Source organism: Vibrio furnissii CIP 102972 (assembly GCF_000176175.1).
GTDB classification, from domain to species: Bacteria; Pseudomonadota; Gammaproteobacteria; order Enterobacterales; family Vibrionaceae; genus Vibrio; species Vibrio furnissii.
Genome location: NZ_ACZP01000014.1, coordinates 396,904 through 420,348 on the forward strand (window position 1 = coordinate 396,904; position 23,445 = coordinate 420,348).

The window sequence follows — 23,445 nt, forward strand, 5'->3', positions numbered from 1 at the left end:
TTTTGAAACAAAAAATTAACCACAAATTTTTTATGATTAATGTTTTCAAATTGTGACAAAGGCACAGTTTGCGCTCGAAGAAAAACTTCAGATTGCAAAAATGGAAAAACTCAGTGGGCACGCCGCCTGCAAACCGTGCGTGGTAAAACACCATAACAGTTGAGTCCATCACACTTCTCACCTATTGATGAATCGAACAGCACGCGATTTCTCGTCTTCATTCGAACACTCTGATACGTTTGCGCCACCGAACGTTAACCCCATAATGACTTCATGCCGTCACAGTATCGAATCAACAAAATTGTTGAGATTGGCGACACACTCCACCGCAGCGGATGCGCCCCTTACAAAGTCGAGAAATACACTCAATTTTATGCCCAAAAACATGGCGTGGATGTCATGATTCAAGCCACGCCAACCACCATCAACTATCAGTTTCCCGATGACAACAACACGGTGGTGATGAAGCGACTCAAACCCGCATCCATTAATTTAAGCTTGCTGGCCAATACCATCATTCGCATCAACCAACCCAGTCACGAGCCGGTTCCTGAGCCCATCGGCTATTCAAAATGGATTATCGCGCTGGCCAACATGGGCATTCCGCCCGCCTACTTGATGCTGGTCGGTAGCACCTTAGAAGCAGTGATGATTTCAGTGGTGTTGGGCTTGCTGGTGTGGGTCAGTCAGTTGGTGTGCCATTCAAGACGTGCCATCGCGGTTGAATTTGTGGCCGCGCTCATCACAGGCATCTTAGTCGCGTTTTTAGCCAGCACAGGCTTACCCATCCCGGTGTGGGCGCTGTGCGTGGCCGCCGTGATCTTGTTTGTGCCCGGCTTGTCCATTGCGAACTCCTTGGAGTGTTTGGCCTTTAACGACTTGGTTTCAGGCACCAGCTTATTTGGCCAGAGTGCCTTAACGCTGATTAAGCTGTTTGTCGGTATTGTGATTGGCTTAAATATCGGTGAAGCGATTTGGGGACAAGCCCCCGCAACCACCTATCGCAACGAAGTGCCATTGGCATTGCACATCTGTGGCCTCTTCTTACTCTCCGTGTCGATTGGTGTGTTGTTTAATGCGCGTCCCAAAGACATTTTGCTCGGTTTACCCGTGGCCGTACTGGGGATGTGGGGGCCGTTTTATCTCGGTTTTGATGCTGGCTGGGTGGTTGGGACTTGGGTCACGACGGTGTTGATTACGCTGTATGGCACATGGCTGGCAAAGAAAATGGAGCTCACTGGCTCCATCTATATCGTGCAGGGGATCATCATTTTGGTACCGGGCAGCCGCGTCTTGATCAGCGCCAGTCAGTCGGTGTTTGAACAATCGATTCTGCCGATCCCAAGCATTGGCCTGTCAGCCCTGTTTATGTTCTCGGCAATTGTGGCGGGCCAAGTCACCGCCTATTCGATTTATTCACCCAAAGTCGAACGTTGATATTACCGAACGTGGATATTGCCGAACGTGGATATTGCCGAACGTGAACACCGATCGTTCGCCTATGGCGGTCATCGGCTGCCTCTTTGGTCGCTGCGTTTCAACCACACGTTTCAGCCACACAATGAAAGAAAGAGCCCTAGTCGAAAGTCACTATTAAGCAGCTTTTGAATAGGGCTCTTTGCCTCTATGTTTCATTTTACGGCTGAAACTACCTTTACCTTTTTTCGCTTTCTCAACGCGTTGCTTGAACAGTTGACTGGTGACAACCGCTTTCAAGGCGTTATCTTTAATCGTGCCTCGACCAAACTCGGTGTCCATCACCGGGTTGTCACGAGACGTCTTTGATGACTGGCTCATCATGGCCTCCTTTAGATTGGTTTGACTACAGATGACACCGTTGGTGACACTGTCGTTGGATGAGATTATTCCGATGCATATTTTGCGCTGAATTATTGGCGTGTCAATGGTTCAGCCGTCTCACCGAGCACCATTTTTAATACTGAGTACATGCTTAATTACATAGAAATGGAGCATGGAGCAAAAATTTGCACAAAATCCAAAAAAGCTTTTCGAGTGAAGTCAAGATTCGATTGACAACCCTACGGATTGCTCTAGACTCATTAGCAGCTAGAAATGAAGTTCTTTGTATACACATTCGTTGGATTACTTGTAACTCCCGTCGTGTCGTACGCAATAGCAATCTACTTTTCCACGCTATCCGCGCCGTAATCGGCCACATATTTAAATATATTTTTTAGGATACACACTATGTCAACTCCAGTTACTGGTACCGTTAAATGGTTCAACGAAACTAAAGGCTTCGGTTTCATCAAACAAGAAAATGGTCCTGACGTTTTTGCTCACTTCAGCGCAATCCAAGGCGACGGTTTCCGTACTCTTGCTGAAGGTCAAAAAGTTGAGTTCGTAATCACTCAAGGCCAAAAAGGTCCTCAAGCAGAAAGCATCAAACTTCTGTAATTGACTTTCCGAATTTTAATAGCCAGCTTATAGCTGGCTATTTTCGTTATTGGGCCATCCTTTTTCGGTTCCAACTCCTACTTTTTCTTCTCAGTTTTAGCGTGAGCCGTATTCATGGCATTGAAACCAACCATTTATAAATTCCGTATCGCTCTGACGGACATGAACCGTGATCATTACGATACACTTAACCTGACCGTTGCCCTGCATCCTTCGGAGACTGAAGAACGCATGATGGCACGCGTATTGGCCTACTGCCTGAATGCCCATCCGCAATTGCAGTTTACAAAAGGCATTTCCACCGCCAACGAACCCGATATCTGGCAACAGGATTTATCCGGTCATCATGAACTGTGGATTGAATTGGGTGAACCGGATGTGGAGCGAGTGAAAAAAGCCACCCGTCTCGCTGACACCGTGAAAGTGTACACCTATCAAAATCGCTCAGACATCTGGTGGCAACAAAACAAAGGCAAGCTTGGCTACCTCAAGGCCGAGATTGTTCGTTTCGATCCAGAAGCGATCAGCGCCATGGCGCAACATCCTAAACGCACCGTGGACCTGTCAGTCATGGTGACAGGTCACACGCTGTTTGTGGAAGGTGATTTAGAGAGCCACGAGATCAACTTCGACCTACTGCAATCGCTACCGGACTAAACGGTCACTGTTTTCTGTTCGGTCATTGTTTCGCAGACATCAAACTTTTGGAATGGCCGGAACGATCATCACTAGCGATAGTGATGATTTTCCGGCAACATAAGGCGCAAAAATTAGTCTTCAAAATAAACAGATCAGCAATATGTCACTCAGTTGTTGATCCATAAAAGTCAGTTTCCCCGGCTTTGGGACTCCAAATGATTGCACGGCTTATCAACCAAAATCTTCAATTAACCCACGATGATGAACAGTATCGGCGTATCTATCTCAATTGCGCATCAGCGTTACTGCTCGCAGCAAACAACGTCTTCTTTCTGTTCTACAACACCGTGATCGACTTCTATCCCCCTTTGATCTATGCCCACCTGGTCACGTTTGCGGTGGTGTGCCTCAGTCAATACCTGTTGTTCGTCAAACGCAAAACGCGTACGTCCGCCTTCATACTCACCTGCGTGATCGCCCTACTGACCCATTTCTACATGTTTGATGAGGGCAACCGAGAATACGCATTGATTTTTGGCCTCATCACGCCCGTGGTCGCCATTGCTTTATTGCCCCGCAAAATCTCGCTGCTGTTTATTGCTGTCCAGTTTGCCGTCTTTAATGGCTTGATACTCTCCAACATGCAGACCTGGCAACCCGTCGAAGACAACGTTGCCAGTTACATTAATCTGGTGGTGGTCTGGATAACGTTGGCGCTCATCATTTGGTATTTTGAGGCCAGCCGTCTGCACGCGTATCGCAAAATGAATGAAGCGAATCTCAAGCTGGAAAAGCTCGCGATGACCGATTCACTCACAGGCGTCTTCAACCGTCATTACATCGAAAGACGCATTGCTCACAGCACGCGTCCATTTCATGTGGCGATGATTGATGTCGACAACTTTAAGTTGGTTAACGACCAGTTCGGTCATGTCGCAGGCGATGGCGTGCTCAAAGGCATCGCCGATGTGCTGAAGCAATCCTTTGCCAATATTGGCATCGTGGGACGTTGGGGCGGCGAAGAATTCATCGTATTGTTGACTGAGGGCAGTGATGAGGACATCTATCGTTTAACGGAGCAAGCACGCGCCAAAGTAGCCGCCACTCCGTTTGGAATTCAGGCCGCCGTGTCCATCAGTATTGGTTTGGCGCACCATGATCTCGGGGACTACGAAGCCACATTACGTAAAGTCGACAAAGCGCTTTATAGCGCCAAATCGGAAGGCAAAAACCGCATTGTGTCGATGCTCCAATACGAAGATATCCAACACAAAAGCATCCCGCGTGAAGAGATGGAACATAACGGCGTTCCACACCAAGGTTAACGCTTTCCTCAAGCGTTAACCTGCCAGCAGGTCCTACCGAGCGCGCATCACACAGACGTCACGAGCACAAAAGGCCCATACGGGCCTTTTTCATCGCTTGAGTCGTTGGTATTGAATGACGCGCTGGAAATGACAATCGACCTTAAGCATTAAGCATTAAGCGTAGCGTGGGGGCCAAACACTTCGTAGTGTATACGCTCGCCACTCACGCCCAAGGACATCAGTTGTTTAACAATGCTTTCCATGAACGCCAATGGACCACATAGGTAAAAATCGGCCTCGGCCAGCGGTAAATCCACGGCGTTGAGATCCATCGCACCCCGGCGCGATTCTCCCCGTTGACCGTCGAGGTACCAAACGTGCTGCTGCCACTTTTGGGCTGCAATCAGGGTCGCCGTTTCATCCACAAACGAATGTTGCGCAGGAGAATTGCAAGCATGCAAATACGTCACAGACGGCTTATCGCCCTGCGCCAGCGTTTGTAGCATCGCTTGTACGGGCGTTGCGCCTACACCAGCGGAGATCAACACCACAGGCCGCTCACGTTCAACGTAGAAGAAATCCCCCGCGGGTGCGTATAAAAATACGCTGTCACCCGTCTGCACATGATCGTGCAGATAGTTCGATACCAGCCCTTCCACCTCACGGCCTACGCCTTCGCGTTTCACTGAAATGCGGTAATCCTTGCCATTTGCGGCCTGCGACAGTGAGTACTGACGAATCTCTTTGTATGCGCTGTCCGTCGGTGTCACCTCTATCCCGATGTACTGCCCCGGTTGGTAGTCCAGCACCGGCTGACCATCTTTCGGCACCAGCATGAAACTGGTGACTAACTCAGATTCCACGCGTTTGTCGGCCACGATAAATTCACGTGCGTTAGCCCAACCACCCACCGCGTGTTTGCGTTGCAAATACAACTCCCCTTCACGGTCGATAAACACTTGGGCGAGAAACAGATACGCCGCCGTCCACGCCTCTTCAACCTCGCGTGTAAACGCTTCGGGAGCCAGCTCACGTAGGGTTTCAATCAGGTGATGCCCCACGATTTGGTAATGCTCTGGCTGAATGTTAAAACTGGTGTGTTTGTGCGCGATTCGCTCTACCGCTGCGGTTAATGCCGCCAAATTTTCAATATGTTTGGCGTACGCAGCAATCGCTTCAAACAGCGCGACACTTTGACGCCCCGTTTTCTGGTGCGTCATATTGAAGATGTCTTTCAGTTCCGGATTGTGGTGAAACATACGCTGATAAAAATGCTGTGTCAGAGCCGGACCGGCCGACTCCAGCAATGGAATGGTACTTTTAATTACAGCAATCGTGTGGTTGTTGAGCATAAATCCAAATCTCCTCACTCTCGGATAATGGTATTAAAGGTGGCTACAGCCACTCTGTTTGAGGTCAAGCATGACTTTCTCAATCTGACATTGCACTATCCGTACCAACAAGCATAAAAACTATCTTATTGATTTTAATTAATTTATATAAATTCCCACCTCTTTATTCGTGTCAAATTAACCCTTTTCAATCAGGTCACTTTGACACTAAACTATCTAAAACGAACAGTTGGACGCAACGATGCAAGATTTCTCTATTTCAACCTTAGTCGACATGACCATTGGTTTGGCGAGCGGGCTCAATGATGAAGACCGTTTCAACCGCCTGCTCGATGCGGTACGAAAAACCATTCAGTGCGATTGCGTGGCGCTGATGTCCCTGCAAGGCGACACCTTGGTGCCACTGGCCATGCAAGGGCTCACGCGGGATACGCTTGGCCGTCGCTTTTTGATTCACGAACACCCGCGCCTTGATCAAATCTGCGCCTCCACCACGCCGGTGCGCTTTGACGCAGACAGCCCACTGCCCGACCCGTTTGATGGCCTGTTGTTGGATCACGATGATGACCTGCCGATGCACTCGTGTATGGGATTACCCTTGATCTTCGGTGACAAGCTATTGGGCGTGCTCACGCTCGATAGCCTTATGCCCAATGCGTTTGAGCACATTCCATTGCGCAGCTTAGAAGTGCTCGCGGCCATCGCGGCCTCCACCCTCAAAATGGCGCTGACGTTTTCTCAGTTAGAAACGCAAGCCAAGCAAACGCAGCAACGCCTGGAAGAGCTCAATGAAGAGGCATGGGTGCGAGATGGCGGCGAAATCATCGGCTCCAGTGAGGCCATGCAAGTGATGAAAGCAGACTTGGAAGTGGTGGCGCCATCGAATTTTAATATTCTGATCCACGGTGAAACAGGCGTGGGGAAAGAGCTGGTTGCCCGCACGATTCATCATCTCTCTCCCCGCAAACGTCAGCCGCTGATCTACGTCAACTGCGCCGCAATTCCCGAGAATCTGGTGGAAAGCGAACTGTTTGGCCACGTGAAAGGCGCCTTTACCGGCGCGGATCGCAATCGCTTGGGTAAGTTTGCCTTGGCCGATGGCGGCACGCTGTTTTTGGATGAAATTGGCGAACTGCCACTGGCGGCGCAAAGCAAAATTTTGCGGGCGCTGCAAAACAACGAAATTCAACCTGTGGGTCAGGATCAGGTCCAAACCATCAATGTGCGAATTCTGGCTGCCACCAACCGCGATTTAAAACAAGAAGTCGACGCCGGACGCTTTCGCGCCGATCTGTATCACCGCCTCAGTGTCTACCCGATTCACGTGCCACCCCTGCGCGAGCGTAATGGCGACGTGACGTTGCTGGCGGGCTACTTTCTAGAAGTCGCGCGGCGCAAACTGGGCATCGTGCAACTGAAGATTCATCAGCAAGCGCTGAGTCATCTGATTTACTACACGTGGCCGGGCAACGTGCGAGAGTTGGAACATGTCATCAACCGCGCGGCTTTGAAAGCACGTGCCAAGCACCCGATGCAAACGCTCATCACCGTGAGCGCCGAAGACATTGGCGTGTTGGAAGGTGATGCACACACCCCCGCCAAAGCGGTGCCATCTGCCCAAACTGAGCCGGTGATTGATTTGTCGAAAGGGTTACGTGACGCCACCGATGACTTTCAGCGCCGCCTTGTCAGTGAAGCGCTGACGCAAGCCGAATTCAACTGGGCGAAAGCCGGGCGATTGCTGCAAGTCGACCGAGCCAATTTAACACGCTTGGCAAAACGCTTGGGCATCAACGTCACCAAAACCCACAAGATTGAACCCCGTTAACTCGCGCGCACAAAAAAGGGATAACGGCGGTTATCCCTTTAAGCGATCAGCGTGTCGAACTTACGCCGCTGCGGATGATTCGGCCACCACCGGCTGACGCGGAAACGCCTTCTCGTACTCTTCCATAAACGCGCAGCGAATCAGTTGTTCCAAATGCGTGGCACGCTCCGTCGGACAGAAAATCATAAAATGCACAATCTGCTCGCCCGCTGGCGCGCTGGAGATCTCGATGTGCGGTTCAGCGTTCGGCAAATCGACGCCCGCGTGCTTTTCAATCATGCTGTTGTAACGGCGCGCGACATCGATAAAGTGCGAAAAGTGCTCTTCAATACGTTCATGCATCACCGGCAACAACGGGTATAGATTCACAAACTCGGGCACCACAACATGAAAGTTATGGAATACGTAACGCTTCATGAAGTTGAGATTTTTGACCGGATAAGTGAAAAACATGCTGTTGGGCAGCGTCGCCGTTTTGCCGGTGTAGTGGTACTGGCCGTGTTGCAGGTCAATCTCTTGAATCACCGTCGCCATCATATTGTGTTCAATCACTTCACCACTGAGTTTGCCCACTTCAATCCAATCGCCAATGCGAAATGAACGCGAACTGGCACGCTGAATCGAGCCGGTAAAACACAAAATGATCTCTTTTGATGCAACCACAATGGCGACCGCAATCGCCGTAACCGATAAGGCGAACTGGCTGATCTCTGGCTGCCACAGGACAAACATGACCAACAAGGTGGCCGCAAACGTGCCGTTTTTGGTGCTCGACATCCATTTACGCTGATGCTCGGTTAAAAACGCCGCGTCACCACGGATCTGAGACAGCACCATGCGACGCATCATCACCGCAAACAGCAATATCAATAAGGTAAAAATCAGTTTATGCGTTAGCAGATAATCGATGACCGCGTTGAGCTTCTCCATTACCCTCTCCTACTTCGTCATGTACAGCAACTTGCCTATTCATCTCTGCGGATGATGAAACGCTGTGATTCAGTCAAATGTGCGACATTGTAACCAAGCATCGAGGGAGTGTCGGTACAGGCTGCTCGTTCTATGCGCCCTGTCAAAAGTTTCTGCCTCTGCCGCCTAAGTTGTGTACACCCACGGGCGAGCCGCTTGCGCCAGAATGTCATTGGCACAAAAAAGCCGCCATGCGTGAGCACAGCGGCGTTGAATCAAACTCGAAGATGGCGGTGAATTAGGCGTTGTGATAATGGCGCGCAGTCTGCTCCGCCAATTTCACGATCACTTGTACGGCCTGTTCCATGCCTTCGATGGTGATGAACTCATGGATACCGTGGAAATTGTAGCCACCGGTAAAGAGGTTCGGACATGGCAAGCCCATGAACGACAGACGCGCACCATCGGTGCCGCCACGAATCGGTTTGATCAGCGGTTGAACATCGCACGCTTCCATCGCAGATTTCGCCAGCTCGATGATGTGCGGATGCGGTTCAATCATCTCTTTCATGTTGGCGTAGTTGTCATTGATCACCAGCTCAACATGGCCTTTTTTCAGCTGACGATTCAACTCATCAACGGTTTTTTGCAGGAATGCTTTGCGCGCTTGCAAGCCGTCGCGCTCAAAATCGCGGATCAGGTAATCCAGTTGCGTCTTCGCCACACCCATTTTGGCCGATTTCAGATGGTAGAACCCTTCGTAGCCATCAGTGCATTCCGGTGTCTCTTCTTCCGGCATCATCAGGGCAAAACGCGCGGCGATGTGCATCGCATTGACCATCTTGCCTTTGGCCGTGCCCGGGTGAACGTTCACCCCATGGCAGATCACTTCTGCGCTGGCGGCGTGGAAGTTTTCGTATTCCAGCTCTCCCACAGGGCCACCATCAACGGTGTAAGCCCACTGCGCGCCAAATTTTTTCACATCAAAATGATTCGCGCCGCGGCCAATCTCTTCATCCGGTGTAAAGGCAATACAGATGTCGCCATGCGGGATCGACGGATCCGCAATCAACATCTCAACAGCAGTCATGATTTCCGCAATGCCGGCTTTGTCATCTGCGCCCAGTAAGGTGTTGCCATCGGTGGTGATAAGGTTGTGGCCGTGCAGTTGGTGCAGATCCGGGTATTGAATCGGAGACAGCACTTCATCGCCTTTGCCCAGCGCAATGTCGCCGCCCTGATAATCTTCAACGATCTGAGGCTTTACATTCTTGCCTGAGGCATCGGGTGCGGTGTCCATGTGTGAAATAAAGCCGATCGGCGGCACCGCGTAATTCACATTGGACGGCAGTTTCGCCATGACATAACCATGTTCGTCCACACTGACGTCGCTCAAGCCGAGTTCCAGCAGCTCATCATGCAGTGCTTGAGCAAAGACCTTCTGCCCCGTCGAACTTGGGCAGTGGTGGTTTTTCGGCTTCGATTGAGTGTCGTAGGTTACGTAGCGCAAAAAGCGCCCAACAAGATTATCCATAGCAAGTCTCACTGTCTGTCAAAACGCAGTTGAGCTTCTCCTCAACTGAAAGAAAACGCGGTCTATCCCTGTTGGCAAGACGCCGAAACAGAGATACGCAGTCAATTGCAATCCATAGTACGGATTCTTCAGAGTGATGATTTGCTATAAATCAGTTTTTGGTGGATTAAAAAGAGAAACGCCCTACTCACAAATGAGCAGGGCGTGTCAGTATTACAGCGAGATAAAGATGCCTGCCAAGCAAGCGCTCATCAGGTTGGCAAGGGTGCCTGCCAGCACCGCTTTGATGCCCAGATTCGCCACTTCGGAGCGGCGCTCTGGTGCAATCACCCCAATGGAACCCAACTGAATCGCGATCGAACCAATGTTGGCGAACCCGCACAGCGCAAAGGTCACAATCACTTGCGAGTGCTCGGTCAACAGTGCGCGGTGGTCGACAAAGTCAATGAAGGCCACGAACTCGTTCATGACAATTTTCTGGCCAATGTAAGACCCCGCCAGCAACACATCACTGCTTGGCACACCAATTACCCACGCCAGTGGTGAGAACAGGTAACCAAACAGCGCTTGTAGCGTGATACCGCTAAAGCCCAGCACTTCGCCCAAACTTTCTAAGCCTGTGTTCACCATGGCAATCACGCTGACAAACGCGATCAGCATCGTGCCCACAGCCACCGCCACTTTCATCCCGTTCATGGCACCGCTCGCCAACGCGTCAATCACGTTGCTATCGTTCGCACTGTCCATTTCGATGTCGCTTTGATCGACGGGTGTATCGCGCTCCGGCACGATGATTTTTGCCATCATCAAACTACCCGGCGCCGCCATAAAGCTCGCCGCAATCAGGTATTTCAAATCAACCCCTAAACCGGCGTAGCCACCCAGCACGCTGCCGGCGACTGATGCCATCCCGCCAGCCATCACCGCAAACAGTTCAGAGCGCGTCATGCGTGACAAGAATGGACGTACCAACAGAGGCGATTCGCCCTGTGACAAGAAAATATTCCCGGTGGCCACCAGCGATTCCGCTTTACTGGTGCCAAGGAACTTTTGAATGCCGCCACCGATGAACTCAATCACCTTTTGCATGATGCCCAGATAGTACAGGGCTGAAATCAGCGCGCTGAAGAAAATGATGATTGGCAACACGCGAATGGCAAAGATGAAGCCTGAATTGGCAAGGTCACCGAACAGGAAGCTAATGCCCTCATCAGCAAAGCCCAGCAAGCTTGATACGCCGCTACTTAGCGATGCCAGCGCGCTTTGCCCCCAAGGGAAATAGAGCACCAGTGCGGCAAAACCCACTTGCAGCAACAATGCGCGCGAGACGGTTTTCCAATTGATTGATTGACGGCTTTCAGACAGTGCGAAAGCGCACAGCACCAGCACCAGGACACCGATGAATCCAAATAAAATTGTCATTGTTTTACCCAGTTAAAAGTTTGTAATAAAAGGAAAAACCAAAAACTTGGTAAAGGAGGAAACATGCACGTCATCGGCACGGTCAGCAGACAGCGCACCGTGAAGTGTGAACAGTGTGTTCATAGAGAGATCACCTTATACAAGCGTTGGATGGATCGTAGCTGGTCCGGTCCGTGGGGTCATTCACAGTTCCATGTGACGGCTTGTATTGGCTGAGCACCGGCTCATAGCCGGGCGGAAAGTATAGCGATCGAAAATAGAACTTCATCACATTTTTTAACGCAAACGTTCAAGCGTTCAATGTATGAACAATCGATCAACAAATTAAGTAATGGGAGAACCCATCACGTCGCGTGATACCACCGAAGTGCCACCTTGCTTCCAGAAGTGAATAAAAAAGACGCGATCGCCGCACGGACATTTGCAGTCTGGCTGATCGCGTCTACGCTTATCGGAGTCTCTCTAAATCCCTTAGATACTAAAACGCTAACAACGTCATTGCCTCTTGTGATCTGTCTTCAGGTCCTTGAGGCGTTTTTATATGTCGGCATCACGCCTGCACTCTAATTTAAGTGCCCCACTTTTAGCGACTCAACTTACGCGCCTCAATGTAAGCACTTCGGTCTCAGCGCTTAGATCACCGGGGAGAAATCCACGGTTTCCGCACCGCTCGACAACGTCACTTCCGCAACTTGGTCTGCTGGTAGTGGCAGCGTTAACCCATCGTACTGCACCGGATCATCGTCATCCCCGTTGCACGTAAAAGCCACGGTGTAATCGCCCAGTGGCAGGTAACCAAACGCATAACTGCCATCATCCCCCACCGCAGTGGAGGCATACGGCGTCACCACGCCATCGGGCACCGGCACATCCGTGTCAAAACTCGCATCGCTTTCATCCACCAAGTCGCCCAACGTTGACGCCGCGACGCTGCCTTCATACAAATACACGTAATTGCCAGTATCCACGGTGCAGCCCGTGCCTTCAGTAAACAGGGTTTGGTCCACCGTACCAGACAAGCTGGCGACATCGCTGTTGCTCAGAATCGATACGCCATGAGGTTTGAGAATGTAGCCATTGCTCGACCCGCTGTTCCCGCGCATCACCAGCGCATAGCGGAGGTCAAACTCGATGGTAAATGCCTGCGTCGATTCGTTGCTGACGGTAAAGCTACCCAAACGCAGCTTGTTGCTCGGCTGTTTGAGCGCCTGCGTGCCATCACCATCCACCACAAAATTGACGTTCGATTCGGTACTGACATGCAAAATCAGGTTCTGATACGTCCCGACCGGAATCGACTGGTCGCTGATAATCAGCGCAGCATCACTTCCCTGATACGCCATCAAGTCAATCTGCTCATAATCCATGCTCGGATCCGACGGATTCACATCGAGGAAAATCGACGAACCGTCAGACTGCACCAATTCGACTTGTGTAAAGCCGACCGTGACAGAACTCGCGCTGTCAACTGGCGCATCCGACACCGAAAAAGAGACTTTAGACGTCTGTGTGGACGCGTCGCCATCACCGCCACCACAACCGACCAAGAGAAGTGCGGCACTGCTGAGTGCCATCCAAGGTAAAGTTTTCATGTTCACACCACTTATTGACATACAGCTCAATTATAGAACATCAATTTTGTGATTCATGAAAACAATAAATAAACTGGCAGGAGCCTGACAAATTGACGCTTTTTAACAGAACGCTGTCACTAATAAAGCACAAACCATTTTTCAGACGAATAAAATCAATCACCTATCCTCGCTGATAAGGATATGACCTCCCTGTCTTTTCGATCGTTGTCGAAATTTAAGCCGCAGCCACCGCCGCGGCTATTTTTTTGTCTGCGCGTCAGGCGCAACCCACAACATGCGACTCGTCATGGGCGCGGTGTCAATCTGCACGTGTGTACCGTTCGATGCGAACACGTCATCACTCAACACATCGGTTAACGCCTGTGGCCAATTCAATTCAACCGTCTGGCTGCGGGACGATTTATTGATGATCACCACCCCTTGCTCACCTCGGCTGAACACCAACAAATCATCATTGGCTTCAAGATTGACCATCGGCAGCCCATGCATGCGGTTATGAAACGCAATTCGCGCCACCATGTGTGGCTCGTGCCAGCTCTGTTGCCAGCGCGGCTCACCTTGCGCATTGCGAATGCCGCTCGGATCCAGATCGGTGTAGATCAACGGCACCCCGCCATCTCGCCCCAACACATAGCTGTAAGCCAACGCTTCGCGTTCCGGAGACATCACCAAATTGGCGAACACGTCGTTGTTGGGAATGTCATGGGTAATCGCAAACGTGATCGCCCGCTCTTTCGACAACGCATCCCCGAAACAATACGGATCAATCAACCCTTTTAAGCTACCGCTCTGTTGCAGGGCATTAAACAGCGTTTGAAATAGCGGAAAGTCATACGCCCCCAAGCGCGTCTCGGCCAAATATGGCTGCAAGAACAGTTGATACTCTTCTTTGGTCGCCCCACCATCGGTGATGATTTCGCCGAAAATATGCACATCGTGTGCAATCGCGTCGGTCCAAACCTTCTTCAAATGCGCAATGGTCATGTGTTTTGCGGCATCAATGCGAAAGCCTTTGACGCCCAGCTTTTTCAATGCCACCAAGTAATTTTGTTGCTGCGCGACCACATGGTCGTTATCACGCAGCGTTGGCAGACCTTGGTCATGCGGGCCGCCCGTGATCCGTCCGTTTTGCACCTGCCATTTGTCTTTCCAATCGTTGATGCCAAAGGCTTCGACGAAGTCGTCTTCTTCAAACAGTGGCTGAGACAAATCGCCAAACAGGCACTGTTTTTGGTAGTAATCCGGCCGCTGGCGATAGGCCGCCATGTCCGCGTCACTCGGGTATTGCAGATCCAAACGCTGTTTGGATTCGTTGGCCATGTGGTTAAACACCACATCAGCGTACACCCACAAGTCCCGCGCGCGCAGCGCATCCACCATGCGAATGAAGTCTTGCGTGTCCCCCAGCTGATTGTCGATAACGCGATAATCCTGTGGCTGATAGCGCTGCCACCACGGTGTGCCCGATGGGTGTTGGTAAGATTTCATCGGCGGTGACACCAACACGGCTTTATAGCCCGCCTGTTCAATCGTCTCGGCACGTTCTGCAATCAGAGAATATGGCCAGTCGAACGCATGCAAAATGACATCCGTTGGATGAGAACTGATCATGATTTATGCTCCTTCTACGTCAGCAAGCGAAGAATACGGAAAATAATGAATGCAGCTTGCTAATATTGTTGCTGATTATAAATCGACCAATCGCGGCGCAATCCCCCTTGCACAAATAATTTGTGGGTGAGCGACAGGGCGTAGACTCACTCGATTGCACCGATTTGGTTAAACTTTGACTCACTCCCAAGTAACGCATGATGCAAAAGCTATACTGAGTTGCATGCTTCTAACCCTTTCTGGCTGACAATTCTGCTCATCACTGAGTCAATTCAAGCGGTTAGGGTTTCATTCATGGTTACGACGGAGATGACTATGCGTACACTTCGAATTGACATCGTCTCCGATGTTGTTTGCCCTTGGTGCATCATCGGTTACAAAAGGCTGCAAGCCGCACTCAGCATCCTGTCAAACGAAGTTCAGGCCGAAATTTATTGGCATCCTTTTGAACTCAACCCGACACTGGCGCCGGGCGGCGAAAATCTGCGCGAGCATCTGGCGCGCAAATACGACACCACACCGCAAGCGAGCCAGCAGGCGCGCGACTCGCTCATCCGTTTTGGGCAAGAAGTCGGCTTTACCTTTCACTTTCACGATGACATGCGCATCTACAATACCCGCAAAGCACACCAATTATTGATGTGGGCCAACCGGCATTATAAGCAAGCCGCCTTAGAAATGGCTTTATTTGAAGCCTATTTCTGCCACGGTTTGGCAATGGATGAGGACGACGTGCTACTCAGCCTTGCTGAGCAAGTCGGCCTCAGCCGTAGTGAATGCGCGCAAGTGCTGGCCGATGAATCGTGGGCCACCGCAGTGGCCAACACCGAACAGCAGTGGTTACAAGCCGGGATTCACGCCGTGCCCGCGATCATCATTGAGCAGCGGCACATTGTCTCTGGCGCGCAAACGACCGAGAGTTTACTCAAGCTGCTGCGCGAAATCCTGAGCAAGTCCCCCACGCATTAAGGGTGATTCACCGCCGGTTGATTCGCGCTCGCGCACACCCTGCCCCTGCGCAGAAAAAGAAAAAGGCACCGCGAGGTGCCTTTTCAATTCAAACGTGCCACTTCGCTTAGTGAACTGGTCGGTCTGATTTTGCGAAGAACTGACCGAAGTACTGTTCCATCACTTCCGGGGTCAGTTTGCCTTCGGCTTCCAGCTTTTTCAGCTCAGCCGCAATCGCTTTCTGTTCTTCCAGGCTTGGCAGCGCCACTTCCGGCTCATCACCCATTTCCTGAGACATCAGCTCCAGTTCTTTCTCAAAATCGCTCATTGTACTTACCTAATCATTCAAAAATCACTGAGGGGGAGTTTACCCAACTCCCCCGCCGGATTCTAGAGCTTAAAGCTACCAACCATCTTATCTAGACGCGCAGACAGGTCACGCAGCTCTTGGCTCGCTTCCGCCAACTCTTCCGCCGTGCTGGTGGTGACTTCGTTGATGGCATTGATTTCTTCGATGTTTTGGTTGATGGTGTGAACCACCGTTGATTGCTCCTCAGTCGCGGTGGCCACTTGCGTGTTGCGATCCGAAATGTCGTGAATGCGATCCGAAATGCTCACTAGCACCTGCACCGCTTCATCTGATGAGGAAACGCCCTCGGACGTGACCGCAATCCCCGCCGACATCGCCGACACCGCATCTTTGGCATCGCTTTGCAGCTGGTTGATCATCTTTTGAATCTCTTCGGTCGATGAGGCAGTACGACTGGCCAGATTACGCACTTCATCCGCCACCACCGCAAAGCCGCGTCCTTGTTCACCGGCGCGCGCCGCTTCAATCGCTGCGTTGAGCGCCAACAAGTTGGTTTGGTCTGAAATATCGCGAATCACATCCAGAATCGAGCCAATATCTTGCGTGGTTGACGCCAGTTGTTGCACCACCTGACCGGTACTTTCGATGTCTGCCGCCAATCGGCTGATCGCATCTTTGGCTTTGTTCACCACCACGCGGCCTTCGTCTGTGTTGCCAGACGCCTGATTCGCGGTTTCTGCCGCCGTGGCCGCATTGGATGCAATTTCAGAAATCGTCGCGCCCATTTGGTTAATCGCCGTCACCACCTGAATGGTTTGGTCACGCTGCTGCTGACTGTTGTCGTGTGTGGTATTGGCTTTGTGCGACACCGTTTCTGCCGCCACTTGCAGCGAATGACTGGTCGATGCCACCTCTCTCATCGATTGATGGATCTTCTCAATGAAACCGTTAAAGCCCAACGAGAGCTGCGCAATTTCATCTTTGCCGTCGATCGCAATGCGCTGCGACAGATCACCGTCACCTTTACCGAGATCCGTAAAGCGCTGCGCGATTTGGCGAATCGGGTTGGCAATGCTGTTGGCCAGCACAATCCCCATCACGATGAAGATCGCCGCAACCACGATGGTGATGATCAGCATACGCTGCGCCATTTGATCGAGGTCGGCAAACACTTCATTGACCGGCACGGTGCCAATCACGAACCAGTCCATTGATTTGATGTACAGACTGGCGACAAACACTTGCTCGCCTTGGTAGTCGGTTGTGATCAAGTTAAAGCCAGATTTGTTCAGCAGCTGGTTGGACGCTGCGCCATACAAACTGTCCAACGACGCTTTGGCCTGACTCTTTTGACGGTGAATTTGGATGTTGCCTTTGGCATCGGTCAGAAACACAAAGCCGCTGTCTTCAATCTTAAAGCCGTTTAGAAGCTTCACCATGTCATCCATCGATTTCGACAAACCCGACATGCTGACGCCGTTCACCACCTGATAGTTGGCAAACATTTTCACTTCGCCCGTTGCCTCTTGGAACATGCTGACCATGGTCGCATTGCCCGACGACGTAAAGCCAAAGAACCAGCCATCCTGCTGCTGATTCAGCTTGCGTAGGAAACCGTTCTGGTTCCAGTAATTCGCGGTGTTACGGTTCGCCACAGACGCGTCATTCAACTTGTATTGGCTACGCACGTTGTTGAGCTGTTGAATCAGCACCGCTTGCTGCGTCGGGTCGATGGACTCGTTGGTGATCGCTTGTTTGATGAATTCGTTGTTCGCGATCTGTTCCGACGCCTGCAGCAGCGTGCTCACTTCACGATCGATTTGCGCACTGATCTGCTCCAACATCGACGGCAGCTCAATGTCTACCAAACGATGTTCAAGCACATCACGCGCCTGACGTTGCGCCATCACCCCTAAAATGATGGTCGAGGCGAGCACGGCAAGGGTAATCCCGAGCACCACCTTTTGTTTAATGGTCATTGTGTTGAATTTGAACATCTTCTCCGCCTTCTACTCTGGCTCATGCTGTTAACGAGCAACTTGTCGGCCACTCGAATGAAATCTTGAGAGTTATATCTGATTTTTATGTAAGAATTTTCTTATGTTTCACAAATTTGCAGGTATGGCATGACGAAATTTCTCATCTGCCCCCACTAAGCATGGTCGATGTACGTCATAAACGGCTAACTTTTCGCCAAACGATATCTGCGTCGAAGTTTTTCGGAACTTTTTCAGACAAAACACTCACTAAATGCCCAGAGTAAGCAGGGTAGATAAGCTCCAAGGAGAGTTGGGTTTCATGCAGTCACAGACTTTTCAAACATTACAGACCTATCTAAATCAACAAGTCATCGGCCAAGCATCGCTGGTGGAACAACTGCTCGTCGCGCTGTTGGCCGACGGCCACATTTTGGTGGAAGGGCCTCCGGGGCTGGCAAAAACACGCGCCGTGAAATCCCTTGCCGATTGCATTGAAGGGGATTTTCACCGCATTCAATTCACCCCCGATTTGCTGCCCGCCGATTTAACCGGCACCGACATTTACCGCCCAGAAACCGGTGAATTTACCTTTCAATCCGGGCCGATTTTTAACTCGCTGATCCTCGCCGATGAGATCAACCGCGCACCTGCCAAAGTACAGGCCGCCATGCTTGAAGCGATGGCGGAAAAGCAGATCACTGCGGGGCGCCAAACCTACCCGTTGCCCGAGCTGTTTTTGGTGATGGCGACGCAAAACCCGATTGAGCAAGAAGGCACTTACCCGCTACCAGAAGCGCAGCTTGACCGTTTTTTGCTGCATCTGGATGTGGATTACCCCAGCGCCGAACACGAACTGGCGATTTTGCGCCTTAATCGCGGCGAAGCCCAAGGCAGTGCAACAGCGACGCCGCCAGTCGTGACGCAAGCACTGATTTTTGCCGCGCGTCAGGAAGTATTGGCGATCCACATGTCAGAAGCGATTGAGCATTACGTGATTCGTTTGGTGATGGCCACACGTCATCCCGCGCAATACGACAGCAAACTTGCCGAGTGGATTGAACTGGGCGTCAGCCCCCGCGCCACCATTGCGCTCGATCGCTGCGCCCGCGCCCATGCGTGGTTAAACGGGCGTGATTTTGTCAGCCCCGACGATGTGCAAGCAATGCTGTTCCCAGTGATGCGCCATCGCCTGCTGCTGACCTATCAAGCACAAGCCGAAGGCGTGCATCCCAATCAGGTGATTGCGCATCTGCTCTCGTTGGTTGGTAGCGCGTAAGGTCGACTCATGGCTACCTCCCCTCAACAATTGCCCCCGCACGCCAACGGCGTGACGCTATGCCTTGAAGAACTGCTGCCCTATCAACAGCAAAGTGTGCGCTGGCTGCCGCCGGCGCGCAGCCTGTGGACGCAGATGGCTGGTCAGCACCAAAGCCGCAGCTTGGGCCGCGGCATGGACTTTGCGGAAGTGCGCCAGTATCAACCCGGCGACGACATTCGTACCATCGATTGGCGCGTCACGGCACGCACGGGCAAACCGCACACCAAGCTGTTTACCGAAGAGCGCGAAAAACCAGTGGTGCTATACATCGATTTAAGCGCATCGATGCAATTTGGTTCGCAATTGATGCTCAAATCGGTGCAAGCGGCGCATGTCGCCAGCCTGATCAGTTGGCTCTCCGTGGCGCAAAATGATCGCGTCGGTGCGGTGATCGATTTGGGGCATCGACAGATTGAACTCAAACCGACCAGTCGCCGCCAAGGGCCACTGCAGTTAATGGCACAGTTAGTCAATGCGCAACAAGAAGCGCTCAGCAGTCATCCGCCGGAACAAGCGCCGCTGCACAACGCACTGCAAGTGCTCAACCGCCTGTGCCCCAAAGGCAGCGAAGTCATTTTGATCAGTGATTTCGTTCGCTACGACGACTCACTCAAACCCTTATTCAACCAACTGCGTAAGCATAACCGCGTCCGCTTGGTACATATTTATGACCCGCTGGAGCAAGGGAACACCGCATTTCGCGGTGTCGAACGCGTCACAGATAACCAACAAGCGCGTTGGCTCAACTTTTCGATAAATAGTACGCGTTCAGGTATCAAAAAAGCCTTTGAATCTCAAAAAGAAAAACTAAAATCATTGAGCCAATCTATGGAGATGGATTATCGCTCACTGACTTGTGAGATCCCTTTGCTGCAACAACTGTCCGGATAATAAATATATGAAGGAAACATCGTCGACACCGCTTGAATTGAATGCACTGCATCTGCCTGACGCACCCACTTGGTGGCCTTTGGCCTGGGGATGGTGGGCTGGTGCGGCAAGCATTGTTTTGGTTGTCGTAATTATCATGTTGGTGATTCGCTGGAAACGTAAACGCATGGCACCGAAGAAAACGGCGCTGCGTCTGCTCAACCCGCATCTGAAGCAAACGCCGTCGTCGGCGATTGAACTGCTCAGACAAGCGGCGCTTTGTTATTTTCCACGTGAAGAAATCGCTCATCTGACGGGCAACGCGTGGTACACCTTCCTCGATACGCAGGTGGGTCGCCCCCTATTTGTGCCGAATGAAACTGTGTGGCAGCAAGCCTTGTATCAAAAGCAGAAAATCGCCGACGCCGACGCGTTGGTCGCAGACTGCTATCAATGGGTGAATGATGCGTTGCCGCCAAAGAAAAGGAGACCCGTAAGCGTTGGCAAACATTGAATTTGTATGGTGGTGGCTGTTTGTTCTGTTGCCACTGCCGCTGATTGTGTATCGTTTTTTACCGCCGGTAAAAGAAAGGGCAGCCATTCAACTGCCCTACCTTCCTCAACAACATCAAACCATCGCGCCGCGACAATGGTTCACCAAAGGCTTGGTGATCGCACTTTGGATCGGTTTAGTGACCGCGGCGGCGCGTCCTGTGTGGTACGGCGACCCCGTCACCACCTCGCCCAAACACCGCGACATGATGTTGGTGGTCGATTTGTCATACTCCATGAGCCAGCAGGACATGAAATCCGGCGATCAATTCATCGATCGTCTCAGCGCCGTCAAACAGGTGCTGTCTGATTTTATTGCCAAGCGCCAAGGCGACCGTCTCGGGTTGATTTTCTTTGCCGACCACGCGTATCTGCAAACGCCGCTGACACTCGATCGTCAAACCATCGCTCAGCAGCTCAACCAAGCCGTACTGCGCTTAATCGGCACCCAAACCGCGATTGGTGAAGGCATTGGTTTGGCCACCAAAACGTTTATCGACAGCGATGCGCCGCAACGCGTGATGATTCTGCTCAGTGACGGCAGCAACACCTCAGGCGTGCTTGATCCGATGGAAGCGGCCAAAATCGCCAAGAAATATCACACCACCATTTACACCGTCGGCGTTGGTGCGGGCGAGATGATGGTCAAAGAGTTCTTCATGACCCGTAAAATCAACACCGCCGAAGATCTGGATGAAAAAACCTTGCAAGCCATTGCCGATGAAACCGGCGGCCAATACTTCCGCGCGCGCAATCAGCAAGATTTGCAACACATTTACGACACCATCAACCAGCTTGAACCGATCAGCAAAGCCAGCCAAACTTGGCGCCCGCAAAGCGAATGGTTTGGTTATCCATTGGCGTTCTCACTGTTGCTGTCGGTGGTGCTGATTCTGGTGAGGAGAAACCATGTCTGATTTCGTCTTCCTCTCGCCGCAGTGGTTCTGGGCTCTAATTCCCTTGGGCGGACTGGTGCTGTGGTTAAGCCGCCGGTCGAAAAACCAAACGCTGATTGCGCCGCACCTTGCCACAGCGTTGGGCCTTGCCAGCCCCAAAAACCAACGCGGCGCGTTGCACCTCGTCGCACTCGGCTGGCTGATTGCCGTGACGGCATTGGCAGGCCCGAGTTTTGAGACCCAGCCACGTCCGAGTTACAGCGCCAACAACGCGCGTGTGGTGGTGATGGACATGTCGTTGTCACTGCACGCGACCGACATCAAACCGAATCGATTGGCACAAGCGCGCTACAAAGTGCTGGATCTCCTCAAAGGCTGGCCAGAAGGTAGCACGGGCTTGGTGGCCTACGCCGGTGATGCCTACACCGTCAGCCCGTTGACCAGCGACAGCGCAACGATTGCCAATTTGGTGCCCAACCTATCGCCGGAAATCATGCCGTTTCCCGGCGCAAATGCGGCAACGGGCGTCCAACGGGCAATTGAAATGCTCAAAAACGCCGGACTCAATCGCGGCGACATCATTCTGCTGGCTGACGATCTCGATGCAAGCGAAAGTAAAGCCATTCGCGCGCTACTTGAAGGCACCCAGTGGAAACTGATGATTGTCGGCATTGGCACCCAAGCCGGCGCGCCGATCCTGCTGGATGACGGCTCGCTACTCAAAACCGATGCGGGCCAAACCGTCGTCGCCCGTACCGACTTTGCCACCATGCAGTCGCTGGCGTCAGCGGTGAATGGCGTGTTTACGCCTTATCGTGCGGACGGTTCGGATGTTGAACGCATTCTCGCCGAAACGCGCAGCGAACATCCGGTCACTGGCAGCAAAAATGCACAAACCATCCGCGATCATGTCAATCAAGGCTATTGGCTGGCTCTCATTCTGCTGGTGCCTGCTCTGCTACTCTTTCGCCGTGGCTTTGTGTTCGTCGCGCTGCTTGGCGTGACGTTCGGATTACACGCCCCAACGGCTGAAGCGTCGCCTTGGCTCAACCGCAATCAACAAGCCATGCAAGCCTTTGAGCAGAAAGATTATCAGCATGCCGCCGAGCAATTTACGGACCCGCAATGGCAGGGCATTGCTCGCTATGAAGCAAAAGATTATCAAGGTGCAATTGACGCGTTTTCGCAAGTCGCAGCCCCCGACAGCCGCACCCAATACAATCTGGCCAATGCCTACGCCCAAGCCGGTCAACTGGAACAAGCGCGCGACCGCTACCAACAGTTACTCCAAACCGACCCTGACAACGCGGATGCCAAACACAATCTGCAAGTGGTTGAGCAGGCGCTAAAACAGCAACAGCAACAGCAACAGCAACAGCAACAGCAACAGCAACAGCAACAGCAACAGCAACAGCAACAAAAATCGTCGCAGGGTTCTGAGCAAAAGCCAAATCCATCGTCTTCAAATGGCGATCAAAGTAAGGCTGCGCAAAACTCGTCATCACAAACCGCCAAAGATGAGCAGAACCCGTCCCAGTCGTCGAATCAGGCGTCGAATCAATCGGCGCAAAACTCAGATTCTGCCAACCCGTCTGAGGCGCAGGCCAATTCGCAGCAAAACCCGCAGAACGCACCTGCGCGCTCCCAAGGGCAGAATTCAAAGCCACAACATGGCGAGCAAAATACGCCGCAAGAATCGCAAGCCAAAGCTGATCATGAGCAATCAGCGCAAGCAAGCCAAGCGCAAGCAGCGTCTGCCCCAGCGTCCGACCCGCATGCGCCGCCGCCAACGGATGTCACTGCTCAGGCGAAGCCGACGACTCAGAGCGTTGACCCGCAGCTCAGAAAACTCGAACAGGTCGAAAGTGCGCGCGATCCAAGCCAATTGCTGCGCGCGCAACTCTATTTGCAGGCGCAAGACAGAGAGCCTCCACAAACTCAAGGTAAGAAGTGGTGA

19 protein-coding genes and 1 pseudogene are annotated in these 23,445 nt (G+C 51.9%); 11 read left to right on the forward strand and 9 right to left on the reverse strand.

Annotated elements, in window-relative coordinates; all coding sequences use genetic code 11:
* Nucleotides 1-273: 273 nt before the first annotated feature.
* A complete protein-coding gene (locus VFA_RS12055; RefSeq protein ID WP_004727108.1) occupies nt 274-1,437 on the forward strand; it encodes a threonine/serine exporter family protein in 1,164 nt (387 codons plus the stop codon).
* 165 nt (nt 1,438-1,602) lie between these two features.
* On the opposite strand, the pseudogene VFA_RS12060 reads toward VFA_RS12055, so the two are convergent.
* A pseudogene (locus VFA_RS12060) lies at nt 1,603-1,800 on the reverse strand (alternative ribosome-rescue factor A); the annotation flags it as partial.
* Between the two features lie 408 nt (nt 1,801-2,208).
* On the opposite strand from VFA_RS12060, the gene VFA_RS12065 reads away from it, so the two are divergent.
* The 3 genes from VFA_RS12065 (at nt 2,209) to VFA_RS12075 (ending at nt 4,382) form a co-directional block, all read left to right on the forward strand.
* Nucleotides 2,209-2,418 carry a cold-shock protein gene (locus tag VFA_RS12065; protein ID WP_004727110.1) on the forward strand — a complete coding sequence of 70 codons (210 nt, stop codon included), beginning with the start codon at nt 2,209-2,211 and terminating at the stop codon, nt 2,416-2,418.
* 114 nt (nt 2,419-2,532) lie between these two features.
* Nucleotides 2,533-3,075 (forward strand): YaeQ family protein, encoded by a 543-nt coding sequence (locus VFA_RS12070; RefSeq protein WP_004727111.1) that lies wholly within the window; start codon nt 2,533-2,535, stop codon nt 3,073-3,075.
* Nucleotides 3,076-3,272: 197 nt separating this feature from the next.
* Entirely contained in the window at nt 3,273-4,382 is a 1,110-nt protein-coding gene (locus tag VFA_RS12075; protein WP_004727112.1) for a GGDEF domain-containing protein, read from the forward strand.
* Between the two features lie 149 nt (nt 4,383-4,531).
* Here the strand turns inward: VFA_RS12075 and hmpA are convergent, their stop codons facing one another.
* Complete coding sequence (gene hmpA / locus VFA_RS12080) at nt 4,532-5,716, reverse strand: NO-inducible flavohemoprotein (protein ID WP_004727113.1); 1,185 nt, start codon at nt 5,714-5,716, stop codon at nt 4,532-4,534.
* A 241-nt stretch (nt 5,717-5,957) separates the two neighbouring features.
* Here hmpA and norR point away from each other — a divergent pair, with 241 nt between their 5' ends.
* Nucleotides 5,958-7,544 carry a nitric oxide reductase transcriptional regulator NorR gene (gene norR / locus VFA_RS12085; RefSeq protein WP_004727114.1) on the forward strand — a complete coding sequence of 529 codons (1,587 nt, stop codon included), beginning with the start codon at nt 5,958-5,960 and terminating at the stop codon, nt 7,542-7,544.
* Nucleotides 7,545-7,604: 60 nt separating this feature from the next.
* Here the strand turns inward: norR and VFA_RS12090 are convergent, their stop codons facing one another.
* From VFA_RS12090 to VFA_RS12110, 5 genes are all read right to left on the reverse strand, one after another.
* Entirely contained in the window at nt 7,605-8,474 is an 870-nt protein-coding gene (locus VFA_RS12090; RefSeq protein ID WP_004727115.1) for a mechanosensitive ion channel family protein, read from the reverse strand.
* 277 nt (nt 8,475-8,751) lie between these two features.
* Nucleotides 8,752-9,987, reverse strand: a complete 1,236-nt coding sequence (pepT, locus tag VFA_RS12095; protein ID WP_004727116.1) for a peptidase T — start codon at nt 9,985-9,987, stop codon at nt 8,752-8,754.
* Between the two features lie 213 nt (nt 9,988-10,200).
* Nucleotides 10,201-11,409, reverse strand: a complete 1,209-nt coding sequence (locus tag VFA_RS12100; protein ID WP_004727117.1) for a NupC/NupG family nucleoside CNT transporter — start codon at nt 11,407-11,409, stop codon at nt 10,201-10,203.
* 632 nt (nt 11,410-12,041) lie between these two features.
* A complete protein-coding gene (locus VFA_RS12105) occupies nt 12,042-13,001 on the reverse strand; it encodes a DUF4382 domain-containing protein (protein WP_004727118.1) in 960 nt (319 codons plus the stop codon).
* A gap of 240 nt (nt 13,002-13,241) precedes the next feature.
* Nucleotides 13,242-14,615 carry an alpha-amylase family glycosyl hydrolase gene (locus VFA_RS12110; RefSeq protein WP_004727120.1) on the reverse strand — a complete coding sequence of 458 codons (1,374 nt, stop codon included), beginning with the start codon at nt 14,613-14,615 and terminating at the stop codon, nt 13,242-13,244.
* 315 nt (nt 14,616-14,930) lie between these two features.
* On the opposite strand from VFA_RS12110, the gene VFA_RS12115 reads away from it, so the two are divergent.
* Nucleotides 14,931-15,584 (forward strand): DsbA family oxidoreductase, encoded by a 654-nt coding sequence (locus VFA_RS12115; RefSeq protein ID WP_004727121.1) that lies wholly within the window; start codon nt 14,931-14,933, stop codon nt 15,582-15,584.
* A 106-nt stretch (nt 15,585-15,690) separates the two neighbouring features.
* Here VFA_RS12115 and VFA_RS12120 read toward each other — a convergent pair whose 3' ends face one another.
* On the reverse strand, nt 15,691-15,891 hold the full coding sequence (locus tag VFA_RS12120; RefSeq protein ID WP_004727123.1) for a restriction endonuclease subunit S domain-containing protein: 201 nt from the start codon (nt 15,889-15,891) through the stop codon (nt 15,691-15,693).
* A 62-nt stretch (nt 15,892-15,953) separates the two neighbouring features.
* On the reverse strand, nt 15,954-17,870 hold the full coding sequence (locus VFA_RS12125) for a methyl-accepting chemotaxis protein (protein ID WP_004727124.1): 1,917 nt from the start codon (nt 17,868-17,870) through the stop codon (nt 15,954-15,956).
* A 301-nt stretch (nt 17,871-18,171) separates the two neighbouring features.
* Here VFA_RS12125 and VFA_RS12130 point away from each other — a divergent pair, with 301 nt between their 5' ends.
* Genes VFA_RS12130 through VFA_RS12150 form a run of 5 tightly spaced genes read left to right on the forward strand, consistent with a single transcriptional unit; the run spans nt 18,172 to nt 23,445 of the window.
* Entirely contained in the window at nt 18,172-19,128 is a 957-nt protein-coding gene (locus VFA_RS12130) for an AAA family ATPase (protein ID WP_004727125.1), read from the forward strand.
* A gap of 9 nt (nt 19,129-19,137) precedes the next feature.
* Entirely contained in the window at nt 19,138-20,061 is a 924-nt protein-coding gene (locus VFA_RS12135) for a DUF58 domain-containing protein (RefSeq protein ID WP_004727126.1), read from the forward strand.
* Nucleotides 20,062-20,068: 7 nt separating this feature from the next.
* On the forward strand, nt 20,069-20,554 hold the full coding sequence (locus VFA_RS12140; RefSeq protein ID WP_014257658.1) for a DUF4381 domain-containing protein: 486 nt from the start codon (nt 20,069-20,071) through the stop codon (nt 20,552-20,554).
* A complete protein-coding gene (locus VFA_RS12145; RefSeq protein WP_004727128.1) occupies nt 20,541-21,509 on the forward strand; it encodes a vWA domain-containing protein in 969 nt (322 codons plus the stop codon). Before VFA_RS12140 ends, VFA_RS12145 begins: the two co-directional genes overlap by 14 nt.
* Nucleotides 21,502-23,445 (forward strand): VWA domain-containing protein, encoded by a 1,944-nt coding sequence (locus VFA_RS12150; RefSeq protein ID WP_004727129.1) that lies wholly within the window; start codon nt 21,502-21,504, stop codon nt 23,443-23,445. The genes VFA_RS12145 and VFA_RS12150 overlap by 8 nt, the downstream gene beginning before the upstream one ends.

Coding starts and splice junctions, on each gene's coding strand:
- VFA_RS12075 (WP_004727112.1), top strand. CDS start 3,273: ATGATTGCACGGCTTATCAACCAAAATCTTCAATTAACCCACGATGAT.
- VFA_RS12110 (WP_004727120.1), bottom strand. CDS start 14,615: ATGATCAGTTCTCATCCAACGGATGTCATTTTGCATGCGTTCGACTGG.
- VFA_RS12100 (WP_004727117.1), bottom strand. CDS start 11,409: ATGACAATTTTATTTGGATTCATCGGTGTCCTGGTGCTGGTGCTGTGC.
- VFA_RS12055 (WP_004727108.1), top strand. CDS start 274: ATGCCGTCACAGTATCGAATCAACAAAATTGTTGAGATTGGCGACACA.
- VFA_RS12135 (WP_004727126.1), top strand. CDS start 19,138: ATGGCTACCTCCCCTCAACAATTGCCCCCGCACGCCAACGGCGTGACG.
- VFA_RS12105 (WP_004727118.1), bottom strand. CDS start 13,001: ATGAAAACTTTACCTTGGATGGCACTCAGCAGTGCCGCACTTCTCTTG.
- VFA_RS12150 (WP_004727129.1), top strand. CDS start 21,502: ATGTCTGATTTCGTCTTCCTCTCGCCGCAGTGGTTCTGGGCTCTAATT.
- VFA_RS12115 (WP_004727121.1), top strand. CDS start 14,931: ATGCGTACACTTCGAATTGACATCGTCTCCGATGTTGTTTGCCCTTGG.
- VFA_RS12070 (WP_004727111.1), top strand. CDS start 2,533: ATGGCATTGAAACCAACCATTTATAAATTCCGTATCGCTCTGACGGAC.
- VFA_RS12120 (WP_004727123.1), bottom strand. CDS start 15,891: ATGAGCGATTTTGAGAAAGAACTGGAGCTGATGTCTCAGGAAATGGGT.
- pepT (WP_004727116.1), bottom strand. CDS start 9,987: ATGGATAATCTTGTTGGGCGCTTTTTGCGCTACGTAACCTACGACACT.
- VFA_RS12090 (WP_004727115.1), bottom strand. CDS start 8,474: ATGGAGAAGCTCAACGCGGTCATCGATTATCTGCTAACGCATAAACTG.
- norR (WP_004727114.1), top strand. CDS start 5,958: ATGCAAGATTTCTCTATTTCAACCTTAGTCGACATGACCATTGGTTTG.
- VFA_RS12140 (WP_014257658.1), top strand. CDS start 20,069: ATGAAGGAAACATCGTCGACACCGCTTGAATTGAATGCACTGCATCTG.
- VFA_RS12065 (WP_004727110.1), top strand. CDS start 2,209: ATGTCAACTCCAGTTACTGGTACCGTTAAATGGTTCAACGAAACTAAA.
- hmpA (WP_004727113.1), bottom strand. CDS start 5,716: ATGCTCAACAACCACACGATTGCTGTAATTAAAAGTACCATTCCATTG.
- VFA_RS12125 (WP_004727124.1), bottom strand. CDS start 17,870: ATGTTCAAATTCAACACAATGACCATTAAACAAAAGGTGGTGCTCGGG.
- VFA_RS12130 (WP_004727125.1), top strand. CDS start 18,172: ATGCAGTCACAGACTTTTCAAACATTACAGACCTATCTAAATCAACAA.